Here is a 21,046-nt window from a genome sequence, read left to right as displayed (position 1 = left end):
TGACGGGAAAGTGGGTACTCCCCGGCCATGCGGGTGAGCGTGCTGGATGCGGGGTCGAACACTGTTCGGTTGGTGGTCGCGGATGTGGCGGACGGTGTTCCGCTGCCGGTGCACACCGTCAAGTGGAAGCTGCGCCTGTCCGAACACGTCGGTCCGGACGGCTCCATCGGCGACGAGGCGGTGGAGGAGCTGGTGAAGGCGGTGGCCGCGGCGGGGGCCACCGCCCGGAGATGGCAGGCGTCGGTGCCGCTGGCGTTCGCGACCGCGGTGGTGCGCGCCGCCCCGAACCAGCTGGAGGTGCTGCACCGGGTGGCGGCCGGGACCGGGATCCGTATGTGCACCCTGCCGGGTGAGACCGAGGCCGAGCTGACCTTCCTGGCGGCCCGGCGCTGGCTGGGCTGGCACGCCGGCCCGCTCGCGGTGCTCGACATCGGCGGCGGCTCCCTGGAGGTGGCCTTCGGCCGGGGCCGGCTGCCCGACTTCTCCGCGTCCCTGCCGCTCGGCGCGCGGCGCCTCACACAGGAGTACTTCGCGGTCCAGGACCCCCCGGGGCCGGAGGAGCTGAAGGAGCTGCGCCGCCGGATCCGCCATGAGCTGCGGGACGTGGCCTCGCGGATCCGGTGGGAGCGGCCGCGCACCGCCGCGGTCAGCTCCCGTACCTTCCAGCAGCTCGGCCGGCTGTGCGGGGCGGCACCCGGACGCCACGGCCCGTTCGTGCTCCGGGAGATGCGCTGCCGGGACCTCCGCGAGGCGATCCGCACCCTCGCCGCGCTGCCCGCCGCCGAGCGGGCCCAGCTGCCCGGGATCTCCGCGCCGCGCGCCGAGCAGAGCCTGGCCGGAGCGGTCGTCGGGCACACGGCGCTCAAGCTCATGGGGCTGCACGGGGCCGTCGTCTGCCCCTGGGCGATCCGCGAGGGCGTGCTGCTGCGCTACATCGAGGACGGCGCCGACTGGTGGACGGACGCCACCGGCGCCACCGACAGCGCGGCGCCCCCCGCCGCGACACCCCTGCGCGTCGCCGGCCCACGGGCCTGAACCGGGCAGGGGCGCGGCGGGATCCGGCCCGGACAGGAAGTCCCGGCCTCTGCTGTATGCGGAGCCGTACCTGAGGTGGCAGGATCTGTGGGGTGTCCGTCATCAGCAAGCTGCAGATCAAGCCCGGTCAGAGTGTCGCGGTACTGGGCAGGCCCGTCGACGTCCAGCTGGAGGCCGGGACCGCGGGTGACGCGGCCTCGGCCGATGCGGTCATCGCCTTCGTGACCACCTCCGCCGACCTTCTCGGGGCGGGTGCGCAGGCGGCGCTCGCCGCGGCGCGGCGCGATGCCCTCGCCTGGGTGGCCTACCCGAAGGGCGGGAAGCTCGGGACGGATCTGAACCGCGACACCCTGGCCGCCGCGCTGTCCGAGCACGGGGTGCGGCCCGTGCGGCAGATCGCCGTCGACGACACCTGGTCGGCGCTCCGGTTCCGGCCCGCCGGCTGATCTCCGGCAGCACTTCCGCAGAGGGGCTGCCGCTTCGGCGGGCCGCCCTGCTCGGTTCGTAATTCTCCAAAGGCCCCGAAACCCGCCCCCTGATCTGTAGCGATCATGACAATCGCTGGGTAGGCATGCCGGTATGCCTTTACGTCGATCACGTTCGGGAACGAAACGCCTCGCCGCACTCGTCGCCGCGGCGGCGCTGGTCCTGGTGGGCTGTGACAGCGGCGGCAGCTCGCACTCCGGTGACGGGCGGCAGCAGCTGACCGTGGCGGCGCTCCCGCTCACCGACTCCGCCGCGCTCTATCTGGCCCGGGACCGCGGACTGTTCGCCAAGGAGGGCCTGGACGTGCGCATCCAGCCCGTGCAGCAGAGCATCCAGGCGCTGCCCGCGCTGCTCAAGGGACAGGTGGACGTGATCGCGAGCGCGAACTACGTCACCTACTTCCAGGCGTACGACAAGGGCACCCTGGACCTGCGCATCCTCGCCGAGGGGGTCAGGATCGCCCCGCACATGATGGACGTCCTCGTGCCCGAGCACTCGGCACTGAGGAAACCCGCCGACCTCGCGGGCAGGAAGGTCGCCGTCGCCGTCCTCAACAACATCCAGTCCCTGACCCTGAACGCGATCCTGGACGCCCAGGGCGCCGGACGGCCCGTCTACCGGCAGATCCTGTTCCCGCAGATGGGCCCCGCCCTGCAGCGCGGCCAGGTGGACGCCGCCCACGCGGTCGAGCCCTTCGACACCGCCATCCAGGACGAGTTGGGCGCGCGGGTGCTGCTGGACGCCGGGTCGGGTCCGGCGCGCGGCCTGCCCGCCAGCGGGTACGTCACCACCGCCGGCTTCGTGAAGAAGTACCCGAAGGCCGCGGCGGGTTTCCGGCGTGCCGTCGAGGCGGCCTCGAAGCTCGCCGCCGAGGATCCGGGAGCGGTGCGCACCGAGCTGCCCAAGTACGCCAAGGTGACCGCGGACCAGGCCAAGTCGATCCACCTGCCCGCCTACCCGGCGACCGCCGACCCGGCCCCCCTGCGCCGGCTCATCAGGCTCATGCGCGCCCAGGGGCTGTTGAAGAAGGACGTCGATCCGGCACCGCTGCTGGTGAAATGACGCAGCGCCAGGAACTGCTGCTCGGTCTGCTCGGCGCGGCGGGAGCATTCGGGATCTGCGAGGCGGTCGCCCGCGCCGGGATCGTACGGCGCAGCTACTTGCCGCCCGCCTCCGAAGTCCTCGCCCGTGCCGTCCGGTTGGCGGGTGACCCGGCCTTCCTCGACGGGATCGGGGTGACGCTGCGGGCGTGGGCGCTGGGCCTCGGGCTCGCCTGTGCGATCGCGGTGCCACTGGGGCTGCTGCTGGGCGCGGTGCCGGTGGCGGAGGCCGCCGTACGCGCGGTGATCGAGTTCCTGCGGCCGCTGCCGTCCGTCGCACTGATCCCGCTGGTGTCGCTGCTGCTCGGGTCGGGCACGCAGACAGAGGTCACGCTGATCGCGTACGCCTCGCTCTGGCCGGTGCTGTTCAACACCGTCTACGGCCTCGGCGAGACCGACCCGCTGGCCAAGGACACCCTGCGCGCCTTCGGGTTCGGTCGGCTCGCGGTGCTGCTGCGGGTGGAGTTGCCGGCCACCGCCCCGTTCATCGCCGCCGGCGTGCGGATCTCGGCCGCGGTCGCGCTGATCCTGGCCGTCGCGACGGAGATCCTCTCCGGCTTCGGCCAGGGCCTCGGCATCTTCATCGCCCAGGCCCAGACCGAGACGGACGGCACGCGGGACGTGCTGGCGGGGGTGGTGTGGGCGGGCGGTCTCGGGCTGGTGATCAACGGCGTACTGGTCGGCGCGGAGCGGCGGTTGTTCGCCTGGGCACAGGAACCCCGCCCGGAGGCGGAGAAGTTGCAGCGGAGCCGGCCATGACACAGACGCAGGACAGCGCACCGCCCGCATCCGCTCCCGGCCCGCCCCGGGCCACCGCCGTACCCTTCCTGCTGCGCTGGTCGGTGCTCCTCGTCGCCGTCGCCTGCTGGGAGCTGGCCGCCCGTGCCCAGGGCAGCGTGTACTTCCCGCCGCCCCTGCGGATCGCCCGGCACGCCCGCGACCTGTGGTTCTCCGGGCCGCCCGGCCATCTGTTCCTCACCCCCGCCGCCGTCGGCACCATCCTGCCGAGCCTGGGCCGGATGGCGGCCGGATTCGCACTCGCCGCCGTCGCCGGGATCACCCTGGGCATCGCGGTGGGCCGCTCGCGGCGGGCGTACGCGCTGTGCAACCCGGTGCTGCAGTTCGCACGGGCCGTGCCGCCGCCCGCGCTGGTGCCGGTGTTCGTCGTCGTCTTCGACTTCGGTACGCCCATGCAGGTGGCGTCGATCGTGTTCAGCGCCGTATGGCCGGTGCTGATCAACTCGGCCGAGGGTGCCCGGGCCACCGACCCGCTGCGGCTCCAGGTGGCGGCCGTGCTGCGGCTGACGACGCCCGAGCGGCTGTGGTTCCTGATCCTGCCCTCGGCGCTGCCCCGGATCTTCGCCGGGCTGAGGCTCAGCCTGTCGCTCTGTCTGATCCTGATGGTGTTCTCGGAGTTGCTGCCGGGCAGTGACAACGGTATCGGCTTCACGCTCACCGACGCCCAGACGCGCTCCGACCTGCTCACTGTGTGGTCGGCACTGCTGCTGCTCGGCGCGCTCGGGTATCTCCTCAACACCGGTCTGCTGGCGGTCGAGAAGCGGCTCGTCGGCCCCGGATCGTCCGCAGGGAGGACGGCATGACGACGGCCACGGTGCGTGAGGCGGTCGTACGGTTTCTGCGCGACACCGGCATGACCACCGTCTTCGGCAATCCGGGCTCCACGGAACTGCGGATGTTCCGCGACTGGCCGGACGACTTCACCTATGTGCTGGGCCTGCAGGAGTCCGTCGCCGTCGGCATGGCGGCCGGGCACGCGCTCGGCACCCGGCGGGCCGCGTTCGTCAGCCTGCACTCGGCCGGCGGGGTGGGGCACGCGCTCGGCGCGGTGTTCAACGCCTTCCGCGACCGGGTGCCGCTGGTGATCGTGGCGGGACAGCAGGCGCGCTCGCTGATCCAGCTGCGGCCGTTCCTCGGCGCCGACGAACCGGCCCTGTTCCCGCGCCCGTACGTGAAGTCGGCCCGCCAGCCGGAACGCGCGGAGGACGTACCGGCCGTGCTCGCCGAGGCGTACCGGATCGCGATGACGCATCCGCGCGGACCGGTGTTCGTGTCCGTGCCGGAGGACGACTGGGACCGGCCCGCCGAACCCGTCACACCCCGCACGGTGCACTCGGCGTTCACGGCCGCCCCGGACGCACTCGACGCACTCGCCGCCCGGCTGGCGGCCTGCGCGCGCCCCGCGCTCGTGGTGGGGCCGGGCGTGGACGACGAGGACGCGCTGGACGAGGTACGGACGCTGGCCGAGCGGATCCGGGCCGGGGTGTGGATCAGCCCGCTCTCCGGCCGCTCCGGCTTCCCGGAGTCGCATCCGCTGTTCCAGGGCTTCCTGCCGCCGATCGCCCGTCAACTGGCCGCGCACCTCGCGCCGTACGACGTGGTGGTCGCGCTCGGCACGCCGGTGTTCACCTATCACGTGGCGGACGACGGCCCGCTGCTCGCGCCCGGCACCGAGCTGTTCCACCTGGACTGCGACGCCGGCCAGGCCGCCTGGCTGCCCACCGGCACCAGCATCGTCACCACGCTGCGGCCCGCCCTGGAACGGCTGTCCGGCCTGCTGCGAAAGAAGCCCGACCGCGACCCGCCGCCACCGCGGCCGGCCCCCGCCCCGGCCCGCGCCGAAGGGCACATCACCCCGGAGGTGTTCTTCGCTCTGCTGCACGCCCGGCTGCCGCGCGACCGGGTCCTGGTCGAGGAGGCGCCGAGCCACCGCGACACGCTCCACGCGCGCGTGCCCGTCGAGTCGGGCGGAGGCTTCCTCACCACGGGCAGCGGGGCGCTCGGCTGGGGCCTGCCCCTCGCGGTGGGCCGGGCGCTCGCCGACCGGCGCCGGGTGGTGTGCGTGGTCGGCGACGGCTCGGCGCTGTACTCGGTGCAGGCCCTGTGGAGCGCGGCCCGGCATGCGGCTCCGGTCACCTACGTCCTGCTGGACAACGGCGGTTACGCGGCCGTCCGCGCGCTCGGCCGCCGGATCGGCATCGTGCCCGTCCCCGGCACGGACATCACCGGTATCGACTTCGCGGCCCTCGCCGAGTCCTTCGGCTGCCCCGCGGCCCGCGCCGAACACCCCGACGAGCTGCCGGCCGCGCTGGACCACGCCCTGGGCCGGGGCGACGGCTCGGGCCCCTTCCTGCTGCACCTGCGGGTCACCGGCAGCGCGGGCACCCTGTACGAGCCCTGGGCCGGGTGAGGGATGCTGCGCCTCGACTGCGTCGGCCGGCACTTCGGCGACACCAGCGTCCTGGACGGCATCAGCCTCACCGTGCCGGACGGCCAGCTCCTCAGCGTGGTCGGGCCCTCCGGGTGCGGCAAGTCCACGCTGCTGCGCACCATCGCCGGGCTGCTGCCCGCGCAGGAGGGCACGGTCACGATCGACGGGACAGCGGTGAGCGGCGTACCGGAGCGGCTCGCGGTCGTCTTCCAGGAGTACGGCCGCTCACTGCTGCCCTGGCTCACCGTCCGCGACAACGTGGCCCTGCCGCTGCGCCGCCGTGGCCTCACCCGTGCCGCCCGCCGGGCCGAGGCCGAGACGATCCTCGAACGGGTCGGCCTGCACGGGGCCGCCCGGCGCCGTCCCCGGGAGCTGTCCGGCGGCATGCAGCAGCGCGTCGCCATCGCCCGCGCCCTCGTCTGCCGGCCCGCCCTGCTGCTCATGGACGAGCCGTTCGGCTCGCTGGACGCGGGCACCCGCGAGGACCTGGAGGACCTGCTGCTGGAAGTCCACCGGACGAACGACACGACCATCGTGTTCGTCACCCACGACATCGACGAGAGCGTGTACGTCGGCGACCGCGTCGTCGTCCTCTCCCCCGGCCCCGGCTCCCGCGTCGTCCACGACCTGCCGGTGGATCTGCCACGCGAACGGGACCAGCTCAGCACCCGGAGCCTGCCGGAGTTCGTGAAGCTGCGCACGGAGGTCGGGCGGGCCGTGCGAGGCGCTCCGCCGGACGGGCCGGTATAGGAGGTGGCGCGCTGTGCAGTCCGTCGTCCGCGGCTGCGTCGTGGCCGGTCGAGCAGTTCCTCGCGCCCCTTCGGGGCGCGTGCCGTACGTGCAGGAGGGGTGACTCCCGGATGTTCGGGAGCCGCCCCTCCTGGTGGTGGTTGCGCGGTCGGTCAGCGCAGGTCGCAGAGCTTGACCGTGTAGATCCCGCGGCCGTGCGTGGCGGCGTACAGCGTGCCGCCGTCCGGGCTCGTCTTGAGCTGGAGCACGGCGACGGCCGGCAGGCTGCCGATCCGCTGCCAGGTGGTGCGGCCCGGCGCGCGGTAGAGGACGCCGAGGTCGGTGGCGACGGCGAGGCCGCCGTCCGCCGTCACCAGCGCGGAGTTGGTGGGCACGTCGGGCAGGTTGGCCGAGATGTCCTTCCAGGTCGTCCCGCCGTCGGTGGACTCGAAGACGTGGCCGACGCCCGCGCCGGGTCCCTCGGTCCAGTGCCGGGAGAAGCCGTTGACGGCGAGGAAGACGTGGTCGGCGTTCTTCGGGTCGACGGCGAAGCCGCTGAGGTAGCGGTTGGGCACGGTGCCGTCGACCGGCAGGTTGATGTCGTGCCAGCCGGTGCCGTCCGCGTTGCCGACGGCGATGCCGCGGGCGAAGCCCTGGTTGTTGCAGGGGCCGCACCAGGCGGCGTAGATCTTCCCGCCGGAGGCGGCGACGGCGGTCGCGGTGCGGCCGGCGCCGAAGTCGTGGACGCTGGTCCACTCCTTGCCGCTGCGGATGGCGTAACCGTGGGTCTGGACCCAGATGTGGCGGCCGCCGGCGACCCAGGTGTTGCCGTCCTTCATGTCCGCCGCGAGCGGGGCGATGAAGCGGGCCTCGCTGGTGGCGTTGTCGGGCGGGGCGACGGAGTACGAGGTGGCCTTGCTCGGGTCGGTGGCCCAGCTGCCGTCGTTCACGGCGCAGTTCTGGGTGACCTGGACGGCGAGGTAGACGTACTCCTGGGCGATGTCGCAGCCGTTGGCGGGGTCGGTGAGGGTGTCGCCGCCGTCGCCGCCGAAGTTGGAGCCCATGACCTTGTCGTTGCCGCGCAGGATGGACTGGCCGTTGTCCTGCAGGCCGCCGGTGACGGACAGGCCGCCGTGGTCGAGGTCCTTGCCTATGCCGACGGAGTAGTACTGCAGGGTGTCGATGGTGCCGTCGTTGAGGGACGTCCAGTCGGTGGCGTGGCCGGAGGCGTCCTGGCGGCCGTTCACCGGGCGCTTGTAGATGCCGCCGTCGTTGCCGACGTAGACGAAGCTCTTGCCGTGGTAGCGGCCGATCGCGACGCCGTGCTGGTCGGAGTGGGTGGTCGGGTTGCAGTCACCGGTCTGCTTGGTGGGGTCGAGGCTCCAGCAGGAGAAGGTGAAGTTCCAGTACGGGCCCACCGTCGACCAGTCGGCGCCGCCGTCCTTGGTCTCGTAGACCTCTTCGAGGCCGGCGTACACGTGCTGCGGGTCACTCGGGTCGACGGCGAGGAACTGGTTGTACCAGGCCTGGACGCCGGGCATGTAACCGGCTGTGGTGAGCGCCGAGTTGTCGGCCGCCAGCCCCTTGTAGTCGGCGATCTTCGTCCAGGGGCCTGCCGGTGAGCCCGACTTGGAGACGTAGATGCCTTCCAGGCCGCTGTCCGGGTTGGTGTTCAGCTGCTCCGGGGACTGGTCGATGGCGTAGTAGCGGGAACCGTCGGCGGAGCGGGCGAAGGTGACGTTGCCGACGTTGTCGGCGTCGGCCGGGAGGTCACCGAGGCCGCTGGTGATGCGGGTCCAGGTGCCGTTCACCTTCGTGTAGAAGCCGTTGTAGTCGTCACCGCTGCGCCAGCCGACGGCGAGGACCACCTTGGACGGGTCCTTGGGGTCGATGGCGATGTCGTTGGCGATGTTCTTGTACGGCGCGCTCGGGTCGTCGGCCTTCGAACCGCCGGGCAGGAAGTCGGGGTTGGGTGCGTACTCCAGTTTCCAGGGGCCGCCGAGGTTCTTCGTGGAGTGGCTCCACACCCCCTTGCTGGTGGCCGCCCACACCTTGCCGCCGCCGAAGCGCAGCTCGTGGATGGTGGTGCTCTCCAGCTCGTCGCCGCCGACCCGGCTGCGCGCGGAGAAGGTGCCGTGGTGCGGGTGCGTGAGGACGTAGACACCGCTGCCGAGGTAGGCGTCGGCGTTGGTGGTGGCCTCACCCGTGCCCAGCCACAGCCGGCCGGCGCCGTCGAGGGCGAGGGCGCCGGTGGACTGGGCGGACAGCCGGTCGCTGATGGGCTGCCAGTGGCCGCCCCCGCTGTGCGAGCGCCACACCCCGCCGCCGGCGCTGCCCGCGTAGACGTAGCCGTCGTCGTCGGCGGCGACCGCCGCCATCCGGCCGGTGACGTTCCCGCCGCCACCGCTGGAGTTGGAGTCGATGTCGCGGTAGCGCGGGTCGTCGGAGTCGTACGGCAGATCGGTGATGTTGCGCCAGCGGCCGCTCGTGGAGCTCAGGTTGCCGAGATCGCGCCAGGCGGCGCCGTACGCGCCCGGCGCGACGACACCGGGCGAGGTGCGGGCCTCGGCGTACTGGTCCGCGCCCTCGGCGATCTCGTCCGCCTCGTTGCCGCCGTCGTCGTCCGCCGCCACGTGCGGCGACATCGCTCCCACCGACTGCTCGCGTTCGTCGGCCAGCTGGGCCAGGGCCCGGACGCCGAAGGGCCTCACCGAGCGCCCGGAGGCGGCGGACGAGGGTATCGCGACGAGTGCGGCGGACGCGGTGAGCGCGCAGACGGTGAACCACCGTCTTCTGTGGGTTGGTACGGACACCTAGGGCCTCCCAGGGGGCAGCGACACTGCTGACCCAGGAGACCTGATCACGTTGGCGCGAAGACGTCCGCCGCTTGGCCAAATTTTGACGAGAACCTGCCAGTGCTACCGCTCCGGAAGGCGATTCTTCCCGGCGGCCGCCGTAGCCGCCACGCCCTGACTGCGCACCCTGCCCACCGTCTTCAGCAGACGGTCGGCCGGCTCGCGCAGCTGCGGATGGGCGTTGACCGTGTTCCGCAGCCCGCGCACCGGTCTGCGCCACAGCCGCAGGGCCAGCGCGACCGGGTGCGGACGGGCCGCGAAGCCCTCGGCCACCCGCAGTTCGCGGGTCTTGAGCCAGTCCTTGTACTCCTTGTCGCCACGCCCGAGGTCCACCAGGGTCACCCCGTGCCGGGCCGCCGCCTCGGCGGTCCGCAGATGCATCATCAACCCCGGTGAGTAGTAGTGCAGTTCGGGATCGTAGGCGGTGAACCAGGCCGCCAGTACGGTGCTCGACCGGGGGCCGAAGTGGGCGGCGACCGGCCGGTCGCCCGCGTACAGCACGGACAGCACTCCGGTGAAGTGCTCCTCGCGGACGCGGAAGAGATGGTCGACCAGGCCGACGATCCACGGCCGGGAGAACCGGTCCATGCGGCCGGTCCTGCGGTACTGCGCGGACTTCCAGCGCATGAGGGTGCGCAGCACCTCCGGGTCACGCTCGTCGAACTCGAACCGCACCTCGCCGATGTCCCGGCCGAGCCGGCGCTCCTTCTTCAGCGTGGTCTTGGCCAGGCCCGGGTAGGTGGCGCGCAGCCACTCCGGGTAGCCGCCGTCGCCGGGCTTCACATCGATCACCGGTGAGGAGAAGGTACCCGTGATGTGCGGCGCGAACGGCCGCTGCTCCTGGACGAGATGGTCGAACTCGAAGATGCTGAGCCCGCAGGCCCGCAGCAGTTCCCCGGCGTTCCAGGTGACCCCCGGCCGGTGCACGAGGGCCTGGCAGTCGGACAGTCCGAGCCCGATGGCCCGTCCTGCGCCGAACGGCCCCCGCTCGTACGGGAAGAACCCGGCGGGTTCCCCGTCCTCGCGCAGGACCGCCACCCGGGCCCCGCGCCGGTACCGGCCGACGCCGATCGCGAACTCCGGTGCGAGGAAGGGATTGGAGTACTCGGGCGACTCGTCCATCGCGCGGTGCCAGGCCCCGCGCAGCTCGGGCGTCAGCTCGCCGGGTCTGTGGATGGTGATCTCCACCTCAGTTCGACCGCCCTTCCGCAGGCTCCGCGAACGGTGTGCCCGAGGCGGCACAGGCCGGTGAGGCGTGTGAATCATGGCTCATGGATCGCATGGGCGACCGCTCCCCCCAAGACGCGCCGGGCGCGTCCTCCCACTGGTTCCGATGTGCGCCGCATCCCCTCCGCACGCGACTGCTCAAACGTCGCGAAACAGTACGCACACTGTCAAGGGTGCCTCAGGCGACGGACGATCCGCCACGGGTCCGGCGACATCGTGACAAGTCTGGTGCGCTCCCACGCCGGCCGGCTCGGCGGAGCCGACCCCGGCCCCTCCGACCTGGCGCTCAGGTCCTGGTTGCCGATCGCCGAGAGCAGCTCCAGCCGTGGCCCCCTCGGTACCGGGCGGGGCGCTGAACCGCAGCAGCCGCTGACGGCCGTCCTGGCTGAAGAGGCTGTGGCAGTCCAGCTCGATGACACCGAGCGAGGGGGGACGATCCGCTCGTGGCCGGTGCGGTGCAGGGCCACCTCCCACTCCTCCCGCAGCTCGGCGACCTCCGTGCTGCGCCGGCGCGGCGTGGCCACCTGGACCCCGTCGGTGACGGCAGCGAGGTCGTCTGCGCGGTCGCCGACCGCACCCGCGCCGACTTCTTCCGCCGCGCCGACTTCTTCCGCCGCGCCGGCCTCGACGTCCTGCTCACCACGGGCAGTTCGCTCTGACGTCCCCTTCGGTCAAGGAGACCGTGGTACGAGGAGGTGGCGGACGCCGGCTGCGGCGGCGCCGGTGTCCGGAAACCCGCCATGCTCCAGGAGCCTTCCGGGAACGGACTGGCACACTGCCTGATCACCGTTGCTCTCGCGAAAGGCGGTACACCATGTCGTCCCGTCCCCAGCCCGCCGAGTTGTTGGCCGCGATGCCGTTCGCGGCCGGCCTGGGCATCGAGCTGAAGGAGGCCACCGCCGAGCGCACCGTCGGCTCGCTGGCCTGGTCACCGGAGGCGTGTACGGCGGGCGGCGCGCTGCACGGCGGCGCCCTGATGGCGCTGGCGGACAGCGTCGGGGCGGTGTGCGCCTTCCTCAACCTGCCCGAGGGGGCGACGGGTACGTCGACGGTGGAGTCCAAGACCAACTTCCTGCGGGCGGTCACCGCCGGACACGTCGATGCCGTCGCCCGGCCGCTGCATCTCGGCGGCACGCTCATCGTCGTGCAGACGGATCTGCGCGACGGCCGGGGCCGGTTGGTCGGCCAGACCACGCAGACCCAGATCGTGCTCCGGAAGAACGCGGGCTGAACGACCCGCGTGCGAAGGCCGGCCCCGCTGTCGAGGGGGCCGGCCTTCGGCGTGCCAGGCCGGTTCGGGGCCCGTGTCCGGCCGGGTTCCGGGCTCTGCGGTCTTGACATGAACCTGCATCAGCCCCGAGTCTTCCTGCTTGAAGTTGCTCGATTGCAGCCTATTTCGAGCGCTTGTGAGCATCAGGAGCAAGAACAGTCAGTCCGCAGTGCTGCGAGGGGAGCTGTTCCGCCGTGCAAAGACCGCGAAGACTGCGCCACCGTGTGCCGTGGCCGGCCTGGGTACCACTGGGGCTCGCGACCGCCCTGGCGGGAACCCTGCTCGCCGCCCCGGTGCCCGCCCATGCCGCCGCCACCACTTCCGGCGCCCTGCTCGACCCCGCCCACAGCAGCGTCAGCTGGCAGAGCCCGCTCTACGCCAAGGGCACCGGCGGCGGCACCGAGAGCTGCCCGGATCCCGCCGCCGACCCGGACAACAAGGTCTGCGACCGCTTCGACCTGACCGTCTCGGTGCCGGCCGGCTACTGGGACGACAACCCCGAAGGCGGCGTCCCGCTGGCGGTGAAGTGGGAGAAGCCCTCCGACGACTTCGACCTGTACGTCTACGACGACCACGGCAAGCAGGTGGCGTCCAGCGCGGGCACCGCCGACCCGGAGGCCACGGTGATCCCGCGGGCGTCGGGGACGTACCACGTGGTGGTCGTGCCGTACGACGTGCACGACAACTCCTTCACGGGCACCGCGTACCTGCCCGCCACGACCGATGCCGGCGATCTCACGTCCTTCTCGGGCGGCGACGGCACCTACACCGTCAGGGCCGGGCGGCTCACCGCACGGGCGGACTTCCTGACGGGAGGCCAACTGCGGCTGCAGGCCGACCCGTCCGGCTCGCTCAGCGATCCGGCGGGCACCGCGATCGTGCGCAAGGAGCCCGCCGCCGAGCGGCACACCTCCTCCTTCGACGCCGGTGACTACTACGGCATCCGCTCCCCGCAGGCCGTGCTGCGCGTGTACAAGAAGCCGCTGCGCTTCGGGTTGTACAAGCCCGACAACCGGACCCGGATCTGGCAGGAGGACAAGCCGCTGCGCTGGTCGACCGGCGGGATGCGGCAGAGTCTGGTGCGGGGCGCGGACGAGCAGTTCTTCGGTGGCGGGGAGCAGAACGGCAGCTTCTCGCACCGCGGGCAGACGATGTACGTGGCCAACAGCTTCGACTGGAACGAGGGCGGCTACAACAACTCCCAGCCGTTCTACCTCTCCAGCGCGGGCTACGGCGTCTTCCGCAACACCTTCGCGCCGGGCGTGTACACCTTCGGCTCGCCCGTGACCACCGGTCAGCAGGAACGGCGCCTGGACGCCTACTACTTCCTCGGGGACGCCAGGCAAGTCATCGGAGGGTACACGGCGTTGGTGGGCAGACCCTTCATGCCCCCGGTGTACGGCCTCGAACCCGGCGACTCCGACTGCTACCTGCACAACGCCAACCGCGGTGAGCGGCACACCCTGGACGCGCTGAAGATCGCCGACGGGTACACCGAGCACCAGATGCCGCTCGGCTGGATGCTGGTCAACGACGGCTACGGCTGCGGCTACGAGAACCTGGCGCAGACCGCCCAGGGCCTGCAGGACCACCATGCCCAGCTCGGCCTGTGGACCCAGGACGGCATCGACAAGCTCGCCGACCAGGTCAAGGCGGGCCAGCGGGTGGCCAAGCTGGACGTGGCCTGGGTCGGCAACGGCTACAAGTTCGCACTGGACGCGTGCGACGCCGCCAAGAAGGGGATCGAGGACAACAGCGACGCGCGCGGCTTCGTGTGGCTGCCGGTGTCCTGGGCGGGCGCCCAGCGCTGCGGGGTGCTGTGGAGCGGCGACCAGAAACTGTCCTGGGACTACATCCGCTGGCAGATCCCGGCCTACGCCGGGGCGACCATGTCCGGCATCGCCTACAACACCGGTGACGTGGGCAGCATCTACCGCCACGACGCCAAGATGTACGCCCGGGACCTGCAGTGGAAGGCGTTCCTGCCGGCCATCATGACCATGGACGGCTGGGCGAGCGACCTCACCACCGGCAAGCCCGCCGACCAGCAGCCCTGGCTCGACGGCGAGCCGTACACCTCCGTCAACAGGAAGTACCTGCAACTGAAGGAGCGGCTGCTGCCGTACATGTACACACTCTCCGCCGAGGCCGCGAAGACCGGTGTCGGCGCGGTGCGCCCGCTGTGGCTGGAGTTCCCGGACGACCCCAATACCCTTTCGGATCAGGCGAAGTACGAGTTCCTGTCCGGCCCCGACTTCCTCGTCGCGCCGGTCTACCAGGACTCCGACACCCGCGACGGCATCTATCTGCCGAAGGGCACCTGGACCGACTACTGGACCGGCCGTACCTACCAGGGTCCGACCACGGTCAACGGCTACCACGCCCCGATCGACACGCTCCCGCTGTTCGTGCGTGAGGGCGCGGTCGTGCCGATGTGGCCGAAGGGGACGACGAGTTGGCAGAGCCGGGACCGGCATGAGCTGGACTGGGACCTGTATCCGGCGGCCCGCGGCACGAGCCACTACACGCTGTACGAGGACGACGGGGTGACCCGCGACTTCGCCCGGGGCGCCGCCGCCACCCAGCGGGTGTTCCTGCACTCCGACGGCGGCGGGACGACCGTCTCGGTGGGCGCGAGCAGGGGCGACTACGCCGGCAAGGTGGACGCCCGCACGTACCGGTTCACCGTGCACGGCGACTCGGCACCCGCCCGGGTCCTGCTGGACGGCCGCCAACTGCCCGCCTCCGCCTGGTCGTACGACACCGGCACACACGTCACGACCATCACCACGGCGGGCCTGTCGCTGGACCGGGGCTTCACGGTGCGACTGGTCGACGGGAGGCAAAGGCAAGCAAAGAGAGCGTATGGTCTAGTCCAAAGAGCGGGTTGGTCTAGTCCAACTTCTTGACGTGACCGCAACAGCTCCCGGAGGGTGGGGCTCCCCGCCCGGGGGACCTCCCCACCCCCACCCTCTGGAGGCACGCAGTGACACGTCTTCGGGCATGTCTGGGCGCGGCGGCGGCCGTCACCCTCGCCGCCGCCGGCACGACCGCGCTCGTCGCGAGCAACGCCTCGGGCGCGACCGACGCGCTGAGCAATCGCTGGTATGCCGCCGCCCCGTATCTGATGCCGCTGGACAACGACCCGCCGGACCCGGCCGCCATCATGGACGCCACCGGCCTGAAGGCGTTCCAGCTGGCCTTCGTCCTCGCCCCCAACGGCGGCGGCTGCTCGCCCACCTGGGGCGGGACGGCGCCCGTCTCCTCGGACACGGCCGTGCAGTCGGTGATCAACACGATCCGCGCCAAGGGCGGTGACGTGTCGGTCTCCATCGGCGGCTACGGCGGCACCAAGCTCGGCCAGACCTGCGCGGACGCCGCGTCCACGGCGGCGGCCTACCAGCAGGTCATCACCAAGTACGGCCTGCACGCCATCGACTTCGACCTGGAGGAGCCGGAGTACGAGAACACCGCGGCCATCAGGAACGAGATCGGCGCGGCGAAGATCCTCCAGCAGAACAACCCCGGACTCTACGTCTCCGTGACGACGGCCGGCACCGCGGACGGCACCGGCTGGTTCGGCAAGCAGATGCTGCTGGAGGCCAAGTCCCAGGGGTTCACCCCGAACAACTTCTCCATCATGCCGTTCGACGGAGGCTTCAACGGGGCGGCGAGCCAGACCGGCGCGCTGACCAACTTCAACTCGATCCTGCAGTCGACGTTCGGCTGGGACCAGGCGACCGCGTACGCCCACGAGGGCTTCTCCGGTATGAACGGCCGCAGCGACTCGGGCGAGTACTTCACCCAGGCCGACTTCCAGACCGTGCTGGACTACGCGACGAGCCACAACATGGACCGCTTCACCTTCTGGTCCCTGAACCGGGACCGGCAGTGCAGCCCGCCGGACAACGGCGGTCGTACGTCGGGCACTTGCTCCAGCGTGGCGCAGAACGACTGGGACTTCGCCAAGTACTCGGTGAAGTTCGCGGGCGCCACCCCGCCGAGCAGCACACCGACACCCACCCCCACCCCGACTCCGACCTCCTGCAAGAACGCGTGGAGTTCGTCGGCGGTGTACACGGCCGGGGACGAGGCCTCGTACAAGAACCACAACTGGAAGGCCAAGTGGTGGACCCAGAACGAGGTGCCGGGCGCCTCGGAATGGGGGCCGTGGCAGGACGAGGGCGCCTGCTGAGTCACTTGACGTGTCTGGTTCAGACCTCTAGCTTCTCGGGTCATCGCTGCGACCAAGGATGCGTTCAGCGTTCACCATGCTGAACGCATCCACCGGTCCGGCCTTCGGTTCGCCAGAAGGGACCCCCACATGACCCGATCCCGGCTCCTCGCGGTGTCGACCACCGCGGGCCTCGCCCTGGCCCTCGCCCTCCTCGGCAGCCCCAGCGCGATTGCCGCCGACCCGCGCGTCGCACCCGGCGGCAACTTCGACCTGTCGGTCTGGGAGCTGCAGGAGCCCGTCGGCTCCCCCGGCAGCCCCATCACCATCCCGTCGTCCCGGCTCCAGGGCGCGAACGGCTACCAGGACACGTACTTCTACACCGACACGCGCGACGGGGCGATGACCTTCTGGGCGCCCGAGAAGGGCGTGACGACCCCGAACTCCAACTACGCCCGCTCCGAACTGCGCGAGATGAACCGGGACGGCAGCGCCGCCGACTGGGCGCTGTCCGGCTCGCACCGGATGAGCGCGACGCTGCGGGTGGTGTCCGTGACGAAGAACGTGTGCGTCGGGCAGATCCACCTCGGCAGCGGCGGCTCCTCCACCAAGCCGCTGCTGGAGCTGTACTACCACGCCGACGGCGACATCGTCCTCGGCACGGAGAACTCGCCGTCCGGCGGGCAGACCTCGCACGCCGTGGGGCACGTGTCGGTCGGCAAGACGTGGAGCTACACCATCGCCGTGTCCGGCGGGAACACCATCGACCTGACCGTCAACGGCACCACCACCCGCTACGGGATCCCGTCGTCGTTCCAGCAGTACAAGCAGTACTTCAAGGCCGGCTCCTACAACCAGTCCTCCTCGGACAGCACCACCAACGGCGCCCGCGTCGCGTTCTACGGCCTGACCGTCGCCCACGGGTGACACGCCGCCCGACCTGCGCGACTGGTGCAATCGGCCGTACGGTCGTAGCGTCGAGTGAACGCGGTCGGACACAGCACGACGGGTGGGAGCGACCATGCGCGGATCAGTGTGGGCAACGGCGGTCACCCTCGCAGCGGGCGCCCTTCTGCCGGCGGCCATGACCCCGGCTTCGGCGAGTCCGCCGACAGCGGCCGTCAAGGCCGACACCTCACGCCCCGTCCTCGTCGACTGCATGTGGCAGCAGAACGTCCGTCCCACCGACTTCATCCTGGCCTGCGGCGACGGCAACAGCCGGCTCGTGGGGCTCCGCTGGTCGCAGTGGAGCCCGGACGGGGCGTCGGCCAGGGGTGTGAACATGGTCAACGACTGCAAGCCGTACTGCGCGGCCGGCCGCTTCCACGGCTACCGGGTGACCGTCCGGCTCGACGAACCCAAGCCCTGGCAGAAGCATCCGAGCGTGCAGCACTACACGCGGATGACCCTCACCTACGCCGATGAGCGGCCCGAAGGGTTCAAGCAGGTCATGACCTACCCGCTCTGGGACTGAGCGTCGTCGAGCGGGTAGGTGCCGAGCGCCGTGTCAGGCGAGCTCCACCAGTAGGTCGCCGCCCTCCACCTGCTGGATGCGGTTGATGGCCAGGCGGGACACCCGGCCCGCCTTGGGCGCGGTGATGGTGGCCTCCATCTTCATCGCCTCGATGGTGGCGACCGTGGCACCGGCGGCGACCTCGTCGCCCTCGGTCACCGCCAGGGTCACCACACCGGCGAACGGCGCTGCCACATGGCCGGGGTTGGCGCGGTCGGCCTTCTCCGTCACCGGCACGTCCGAGGCCGCGGCGCGGTCGCGGACCTGGATGGGCCGCAGCTGGCCGTTGAGCGTGGACATCACCGTGCGCATGCCCCGCTCGTCGGCCTCACCGATCGCCTGCAGCTCGATCAGCAGCCGGACGCCGGGCTCCAGGTCGACGGCGTACTCCTTGGCGGGCCGCAGTCCGTAGAAGAACGCCTTGCTGTCCAGCACGCTGGTGTCGCCGAAGCTCTGCCGGTGGGTGTCGAACTCCCGCGTCGGGGCGGGGAACAGCAGCCGGTTGAGGGTGGCGCGGCAGTCCTTGGCCAGGCCCTCGCGATCCTCGGCGGACAGCTCGGGCGCCTCCTTGGGCGCGGCCCGGCCCTGCAGGGCCTTGGTGCGGAACGGCTCGGGCCAGCCGCCGGGCGGGGTGCCCAGCTCGCCGCGCAGGAAGCCGATCACCGAGTCCGGGATGTCGAACCTGTCGGGCGTTTCCTCGAAGTCCTTCGGCGAGACACCGGCGCCGACCAGGTGCAGGGCGAGGTCGCCGACCACCTTGGAGGACGGGGTGACCTTGACCAGGCGGCCGAGGATGCGGTCGGCGGCGGCGTACATGGCCTCGATGTCCTCGAAGCGGTCACCGAGGCCGAGGGCGACGGCCTGGGTGCGCAGGTTGGACAGCTGGCCGCCGGGGATCTCGTGGTGGTAGACCCGGCCGGTCGGGGAGGCGAGGCCCGCCTCGAACGGCGCGTAGATCTTGCGGACACCCTCCCAGTACGGCTCCAGGTCGCCGACGGCCTGCAGGTCGAGCCCGGTGGGGCGGTCGGAGTGGTCGGTGGCGGCGACCAGCGCCGACAGCGAGGGCTGCGAGGTCGTACCGGCCATGGAGGCCACCGCGCCGTCCACGGCGTCGGCGCCCGCCTGGATCGCGGCGAGGTACGTGGCGAGCTGGCCGCCGGCCGTGTCGTGCGTGTGCAGATGCACGGGCAGGTCGAACTCGCGGCGCAGCGCCGAGACCAGCTTGGCGGCGGCCGGGGCGCGCAGCAGTCCGGCCATGTCCTTGACCGCGAGGACGTGAGCGCCCGCGTCGACGATCTGCTCGGCCAGCCGCAGGTAGTAGTCGAGGGTGTAGAGCCGCTCGCCCGGGTCGTTGAGGTCGGCGGTGTAGCAGAGGGCGACCTCGGCGATCGCCGTGCCGGTCTCGCGTACGGCGTCGATGGCGGGGCGCATCTGGCCGACGTCGTTGAGGGCGTCGAAGATGCGGAAGATGTCGATGCCGGTGGCGGCGGCCTCCTGCACGAAGGCGTCGGTCACCTCGGTCGGGTACGGCGTGTAGCCGACGGTGTTGCGGCCGCGCAGCAGCATCTGGAGGCAGATGTTGGGTACCGCCTCGCGCAGGGCGGCCAGCCGCTCCCAGGGGTCCTCGGCGAGGAAGCGCAGCGCGACGTCGTAGGTGGCGCCGCCCCAGCACTCCAGGGAGAGCAGCTGCGGCAGGGTGCGGGCGACGACCGGGGCGACGGCGAGGAGGTCCTTGGTGCGCACGCGGGTGGCGAGCAGGGACTGGTGGGCGTCGCGGAAGGTGGTGTCGGTGACGCCGATCGTCGGCGACTCGCGCAGCCGGCGGGCGAAGCCCTCGGGGCCGAGGTCGACCAGCAGCTGGCGGGAGCCGGCGGGCGGCTCGCCGGCCGGCAGCGGCGGGAGCTTGGTGACGGGGTCGAGCAGGTCGGGGCGTTCGCCGTGCGGCTTGTTGACCGTGACGTCGGCGAGGTAGGTGAGCAGCTTGGTGCCGCGGTCCGCGGAGGAGCGGGCCGTCAGCAGATGCGGGCGCTGCTCGATGAAGGAGGTGGTGACCCGGCCCGCCTGGAAGTCGGGGTCGTCCAGGACGGCCTGCAGGAACGGGATGTTGGTGGCCACGCCGCGGATGCGGAACTCGGCCACGGCACGCCGCGCGCGGCCGACGGCCGCCTTGAAGTCCCGGCCGCGGCAGGTGAGTTTGACCAGCATCGAGTCGAAGTGCGCGCTGATCTCCGTACCGGCGTGGGTGGTTCCGCCGTCGAGGCGGATGCCGGAGCCCCCCGGGGAGCGGTAGGCGCTGATCCGGCCGGTGTCCGGGCGGAAGCCGTTGGCGGGGTCCTCGGTGGTGATACGGCACTGCAGGGCGGCGCCGCGCAGGGTGATGGTGTCCTGGGCGAGGCCGAGGTCGGCGAGGGTCTCGCCGGAGGCGATCCGCAGCTGGGCCTGGACCAGGTCCACGTCCGTGACTTCCTCCGTCACGGTGTGCTCGACCTGGATGCGCGGGTTCATCTCGATGAAGACGTGGTTGCCCGCGGGGTCGAGGAGGAACTCGACGGTGCCCGCGTTGCGGTAGCCGATCTCCCGCGCGAAGCGCACCGCGTCGTCGCAGATCCGCGCCCGCACCTCGGGGTCGAGGTTGGGGGCGGGGGCCAGCTCGATGACCTTCTGGTGGCGGCGTTGGAGCGAGCAGTCGCGCTCGTAGAGGTGGATGACGTTGCCCTCGCCGTCGGCGAGGATCTGCACCTCGATGTGGCGCGGGTCGACGACGGCCTTCTCCAGGAAGACGGTCGGGTCGCCGAACGCGGCGTCGGCCTCGCGGGAGGCGGCCTCGATGGACTCGCGCAGCTGGGCGGGGTCCTCCACCCGGCGCATGCCGCGCCCGCCGCCGCCCGCGACGGCCTTGACGAAGACGGGGAAGCCGATCTCGTCGGCGGCGCGCACCAGTTCGTCCACGTCGGTGGAGGGCTGGGAGGAGCCGAGCACGGGCACGCCGGCGGCGCGGGCGGCGGCGACCGCGCGGGCCTTGTTGCCGGTCAGCTCCAGGGTGGCCGTGCTCGGGCCGACGAAGGTGATGCCGGCGTCCTCGCAGGCACGCGCGAGTTCGGGGTTCTCGGACAGGAAGCCGTAGCCCGGGTAGACGGCGTCGGCGCCGGCCCGGCGGGCGGCGCCCACGATCTCCTCGACGGAGAGGTAGGCCCGCACGGGGTGTCCCGGCTCCCCGATTTCGTACGCCTCGTCGGCCTTCAACCGGTGCAGCGAGTTGCGGTCCTCGTGCGGGAACACGGCGACGGTGCGCGCGCCGAGTTCGTAGCCCGCCCGGAACGCGCGGATCGCGATCTCTCCACGGTTGGCGACCAGCACCTTGCGGAACATCCTGGATTCCCTTCAGCTGCCTGTCGGCGACGAACACCATGGTGTCAGCCACGCCCTGC

At 71.7% G+C, this 21,046-nt stretch carries 16 protein-coding genes; 13 read left to right on the top strand and 3 right to left on the bottom strand.

Annotated features, from left to right (window positions below; translation table 11 throughout):
- Positions 1-27 precede the first annotated feature (27 nt).
- From ACWGJ5_RS02425 to ACWGJ5_RS02395, 7 genes are all read left to right on the top strand, one after another.
- Positions 28-1,035 (top strand): Ppx/GppA phosphatase family protein, encoded by a 1,008-nt coding sequence (locus ACWGJ5_RS02425; protein WP_453307919.1) that lies wholly within the window; start codon positions 28-30, stop codon positions 1,033-1,035.
- Between the two features lie 92 nt (positions 1,036-1,127).
- The gene (locus ACWGJ5_RS02420) at positions 1,128-1,481 is read left to right on the top strand and encodes a hypothetical protein (protein ID WP_453307918.1); all 354 of its coding nucleotides are present in this window, start codon (positions 1,128-1,130) and stop codon (positions 1,479-1,481) included.
- Positions 1,482-1,614: 133 nt separating this feature from the next.
- Positions 1,615-2,583 (top strand): ABC transporter substrate-binding protein, encoded by a 969-nt coding sequence (locus ACWGJ5_RS02415; RefSeq protein ID WP_453307917.1) that lies wholly within the window; start codon positions 1,615-1,617, stop codon positions 2,581-2,583.
- Positions 2,580-3,380 (top strand): ABC transporter permease, encoded by an 801-nt coding sequence (locus tag ACWGJ5_RS02410; RefSeq protein ID WP_453307916.1) that lies wholly within the window; start codon positions 2,580-2,582, stop codon positions 3,378-3,380. The genes ACWGJ5_RS02415 and ACWGJ5_RS02410 overlap by 4 nt, the downstream gene beginning before the upstream one ends.
- A complete protein-coding gene (locus tag ACWGJ5_RS02405) occupies positions 3,377-4,222 on the top strand; it encodes an ABC transporter permease (RefSeq protein WP_453307915.1) in 846 nt (281 codons plus the stop codon). Before ACWGJ5_RS02410 ends, ACWGJ5_RS02405 begins: the two co-directional genes overlap by 4 nt.
- Entirely contained in the window at positions 4,219-5,829 is a 1,611-nt protein-coding gene (mdlC, locus tag ACWGJ5_RS02400) for a benzoylformate decarboxylase (protein ID WP_453307914.1), read from the top strand. Before ACWGJ5_RS02405 ends, mdlC begins: the two co-directional genes overlap by 4 nt.
- 3 nt (positions 5,830-5,832) lie before the next feature.
- Positions 5,833-6,600 (top strand): ABC transporter ATP-binding protein, encoded by a 768-nt coding sequence (locus ACWGJ5_RS02395; RefSeq protein ID WP_453307913.1) that lies wholly within the window; start codon positions 5,833-5,835, stop codon positions 6,598-6,600.
- Between the two features lie 152 nt (positions 6,601-6,752).
- Here ACWGJ5_RS02395 and ACWGJ5_RS02390 read toward each other — a convergent pair whose 3' ends face one another.
- A complete protein-coding gene (locus ACWGJ5_RS02390; RefSeq protein WP_453307912.1) occupies positions 6,753-9,392 on the bottom strand; it encodes a glycosyl hydrolase in 2,640 nt (879 codons plus the stop codon).
- 105 nt (positions 9,393-9,497) lie between these two features.
- Positions 9,498-10,622, bottom strand: a complete 1,125-nt coding sequence (locus tag ACWGJ5_RS02385) for a GNAT family N-acetyltransferase (protein WP_453307911.1) — start codon at positions 10,620-10,622, stop codon at positions 9,498-9,500.
- A 482-nt stretch (positions 10,623-11,104) separates the two neighbouring features.
- On the opposite strand from ACWGJ5_RS02385, the gene ACWGJ5_RS02380 reads away from it, so the two are divergent.
- From ACWGJ5_RS02380 to ACWGJ5_RS02355, 6 genes are all read left to right on the top strand, one after another.
- Positions 11,105-11,320 carry a hypothetical protein gene (locus tag ACWGJ5_RS02380; protein WP_453307910.1) on the top strand — a complete coding sequence of 72 codons (216 nt, stop codon included), beginning with the start codon at positions 11,105-11,107 and terminating at the stop codon, positions 11,318-11,320.
- Positions 11,321-11,475: 155 nt separating this feature from the next.
- A complete protein-coding gene (locus ACWGJ5_RS02375) occupies positions 11,476-11,892 on the top strand; it encodes a PaaI family thioesterase (RefSeq protein WP_453307909.1) in 417 nt (138 codons plus the stop codon).
- Positions 11,893-12,605: 713 nt separating this feature from the next.
- Complete coding sequence (locus tag ACWGJ5_RS02370) at positions 12,606-14,840, top strand: TIM-barrel domain-containing protein (protein ID WP_453308265.1); 2,235 nt, start codon at positions 12,606-12,608, stop codon at positions 14,838-14,840.
- 77 nt (positions 14,841-14,917) lie between these two features.
- Positions 14,918-16,126, top strand: coding sequence for a carbohydrate-binding protein (locus tag ACWGJ5_RS02365; RefSeq protein ID WP_453307908.1), 1,209 nt, complete (start codon positions 14,918-14,920; stop codon positions 16,124-16,126).
- Between the two features lie 129 nt (positions 16,127-16,255).
- Positions 16,256-17,032 carry a polysaccharide lyase family 7 protein gene (locus ACWGJ5_RS02360; RefSeq protein ID WP_453307907.1) on the top strand — a complete coding sequence of 259 codons (777 nt, stop codon included), beginning with the start codon at positions 16,256-16,258 and terminating at the stop codon, positions 17,030-17,032.
- A gap of 94 nt (positions 17,033-17,126) precedes the next feature.
- Positions 17,127-17,579 (top strand): hypothetical protein, encoded by a 453-nt coding sequence (locus tag ACWGJ5_RS02355; protein WP_453307906.1) that lies wholly within the window; start codon positions 17,127-17,129, stop codon positions 17,577-17,579.
- A gap of 33 nt (positions 17,580-17,612) precedes the next feature.
- Here ACWGJ5_RS02355 and ACWGJ5_RS02350 read toward each other — a convergent pair whose 3' ends face one another.
- The gene (locus tag ACWGJ5_RS02350; RefSeq protein WP_453307905.1) at positions 17,613-20,987 is read right to left on the bottom strand and encodes a pyruvate carboxylase; all 3,375 of its coding nucleotides are present in this window, start codon (positions 20,985-20,987) and stop codon (positions 17,613-17,615) included.
- Positions 20,988-21,046 lie beyond the last annotated feature (59 nt).

Source organism: Streptomyces sp. NPDC054783, assembly GCF_053611725.1.
This window is presented reverse-complemented; position numbering and strand designations above follow the sequence as displayed.

Coding starts and splice junctions, on each gene's coding strand:
- ACWGJ5_RS02405 (WP_453307915.1), top strand. CDS start 3,377: ATGACACAGACGCAGGACAGCGCACCGCCCGCATCCGCTCCCGGCCCG.
- ACWGJ5_RS02410 (WP_453307916.1), top strand. CDS start 2,580: ATGACGCAGCGCCAGGAACTGCTGCTCGGTCTGCTCGGCGCGGCGGGA.
- ACWGJ5_RS02350 (WP_453307905.1), bottom strand. CDS start 20,987: ATGTTCCGCAAGGTGCTGGTCGCCAACCGTGGAGAGATCGCGATCCGC.
- ACWGJ5_RS02425 (WP_453307919.1), top strand. CDS start 28: ATGCGGGTGAGCGTGCTGGATGCGGGGTCGAACACTGTTCGGTTGGTG.
- ACWGJ5_RS02355 (WP_453307906.1), top strand. CDS start 17,127: ATGCGCGGATCAGTGTGGGCAACGGCGGTCACCCTCGCAGCGGGCGCC.
- ACWGJ5_RS02415 (WP_453307917.1), top strand. CDS start 1,615: ATGCCTTTACGTCGATCACGTTCGGGAACGAAACGCCTCGCCGCACTC.
- ACWGJ5_RS02375 (WP_453307909.1), top strand. CDS start 11,476: ATGTCGTCCCGTCCCCAGCCCGCCGAGTTGTTGGCCGCGATGCCGTTC.
- mdlC (WP_453307914.1), top strand. CDS start 4,219: ATGACGACGGCCACGGTGCGTGAGGCGGTCGTACGGTTTCTGCGCGAC.
- ACWGJ5_RS02360 (WP_453307907.1), top strand. CDS start 16,256: ATGACCCGATCCCGGCTCCTCGCGGTGTCGACCACCGCGGGCCTCGCC.
- ACWGJ5_RS02395 (WP_453307913.1), top strand. CDS start 5,833: ATGCTGCGCCTCGACTGCGTCGGCCGGCACTTCGGCGACACCAGCGTC.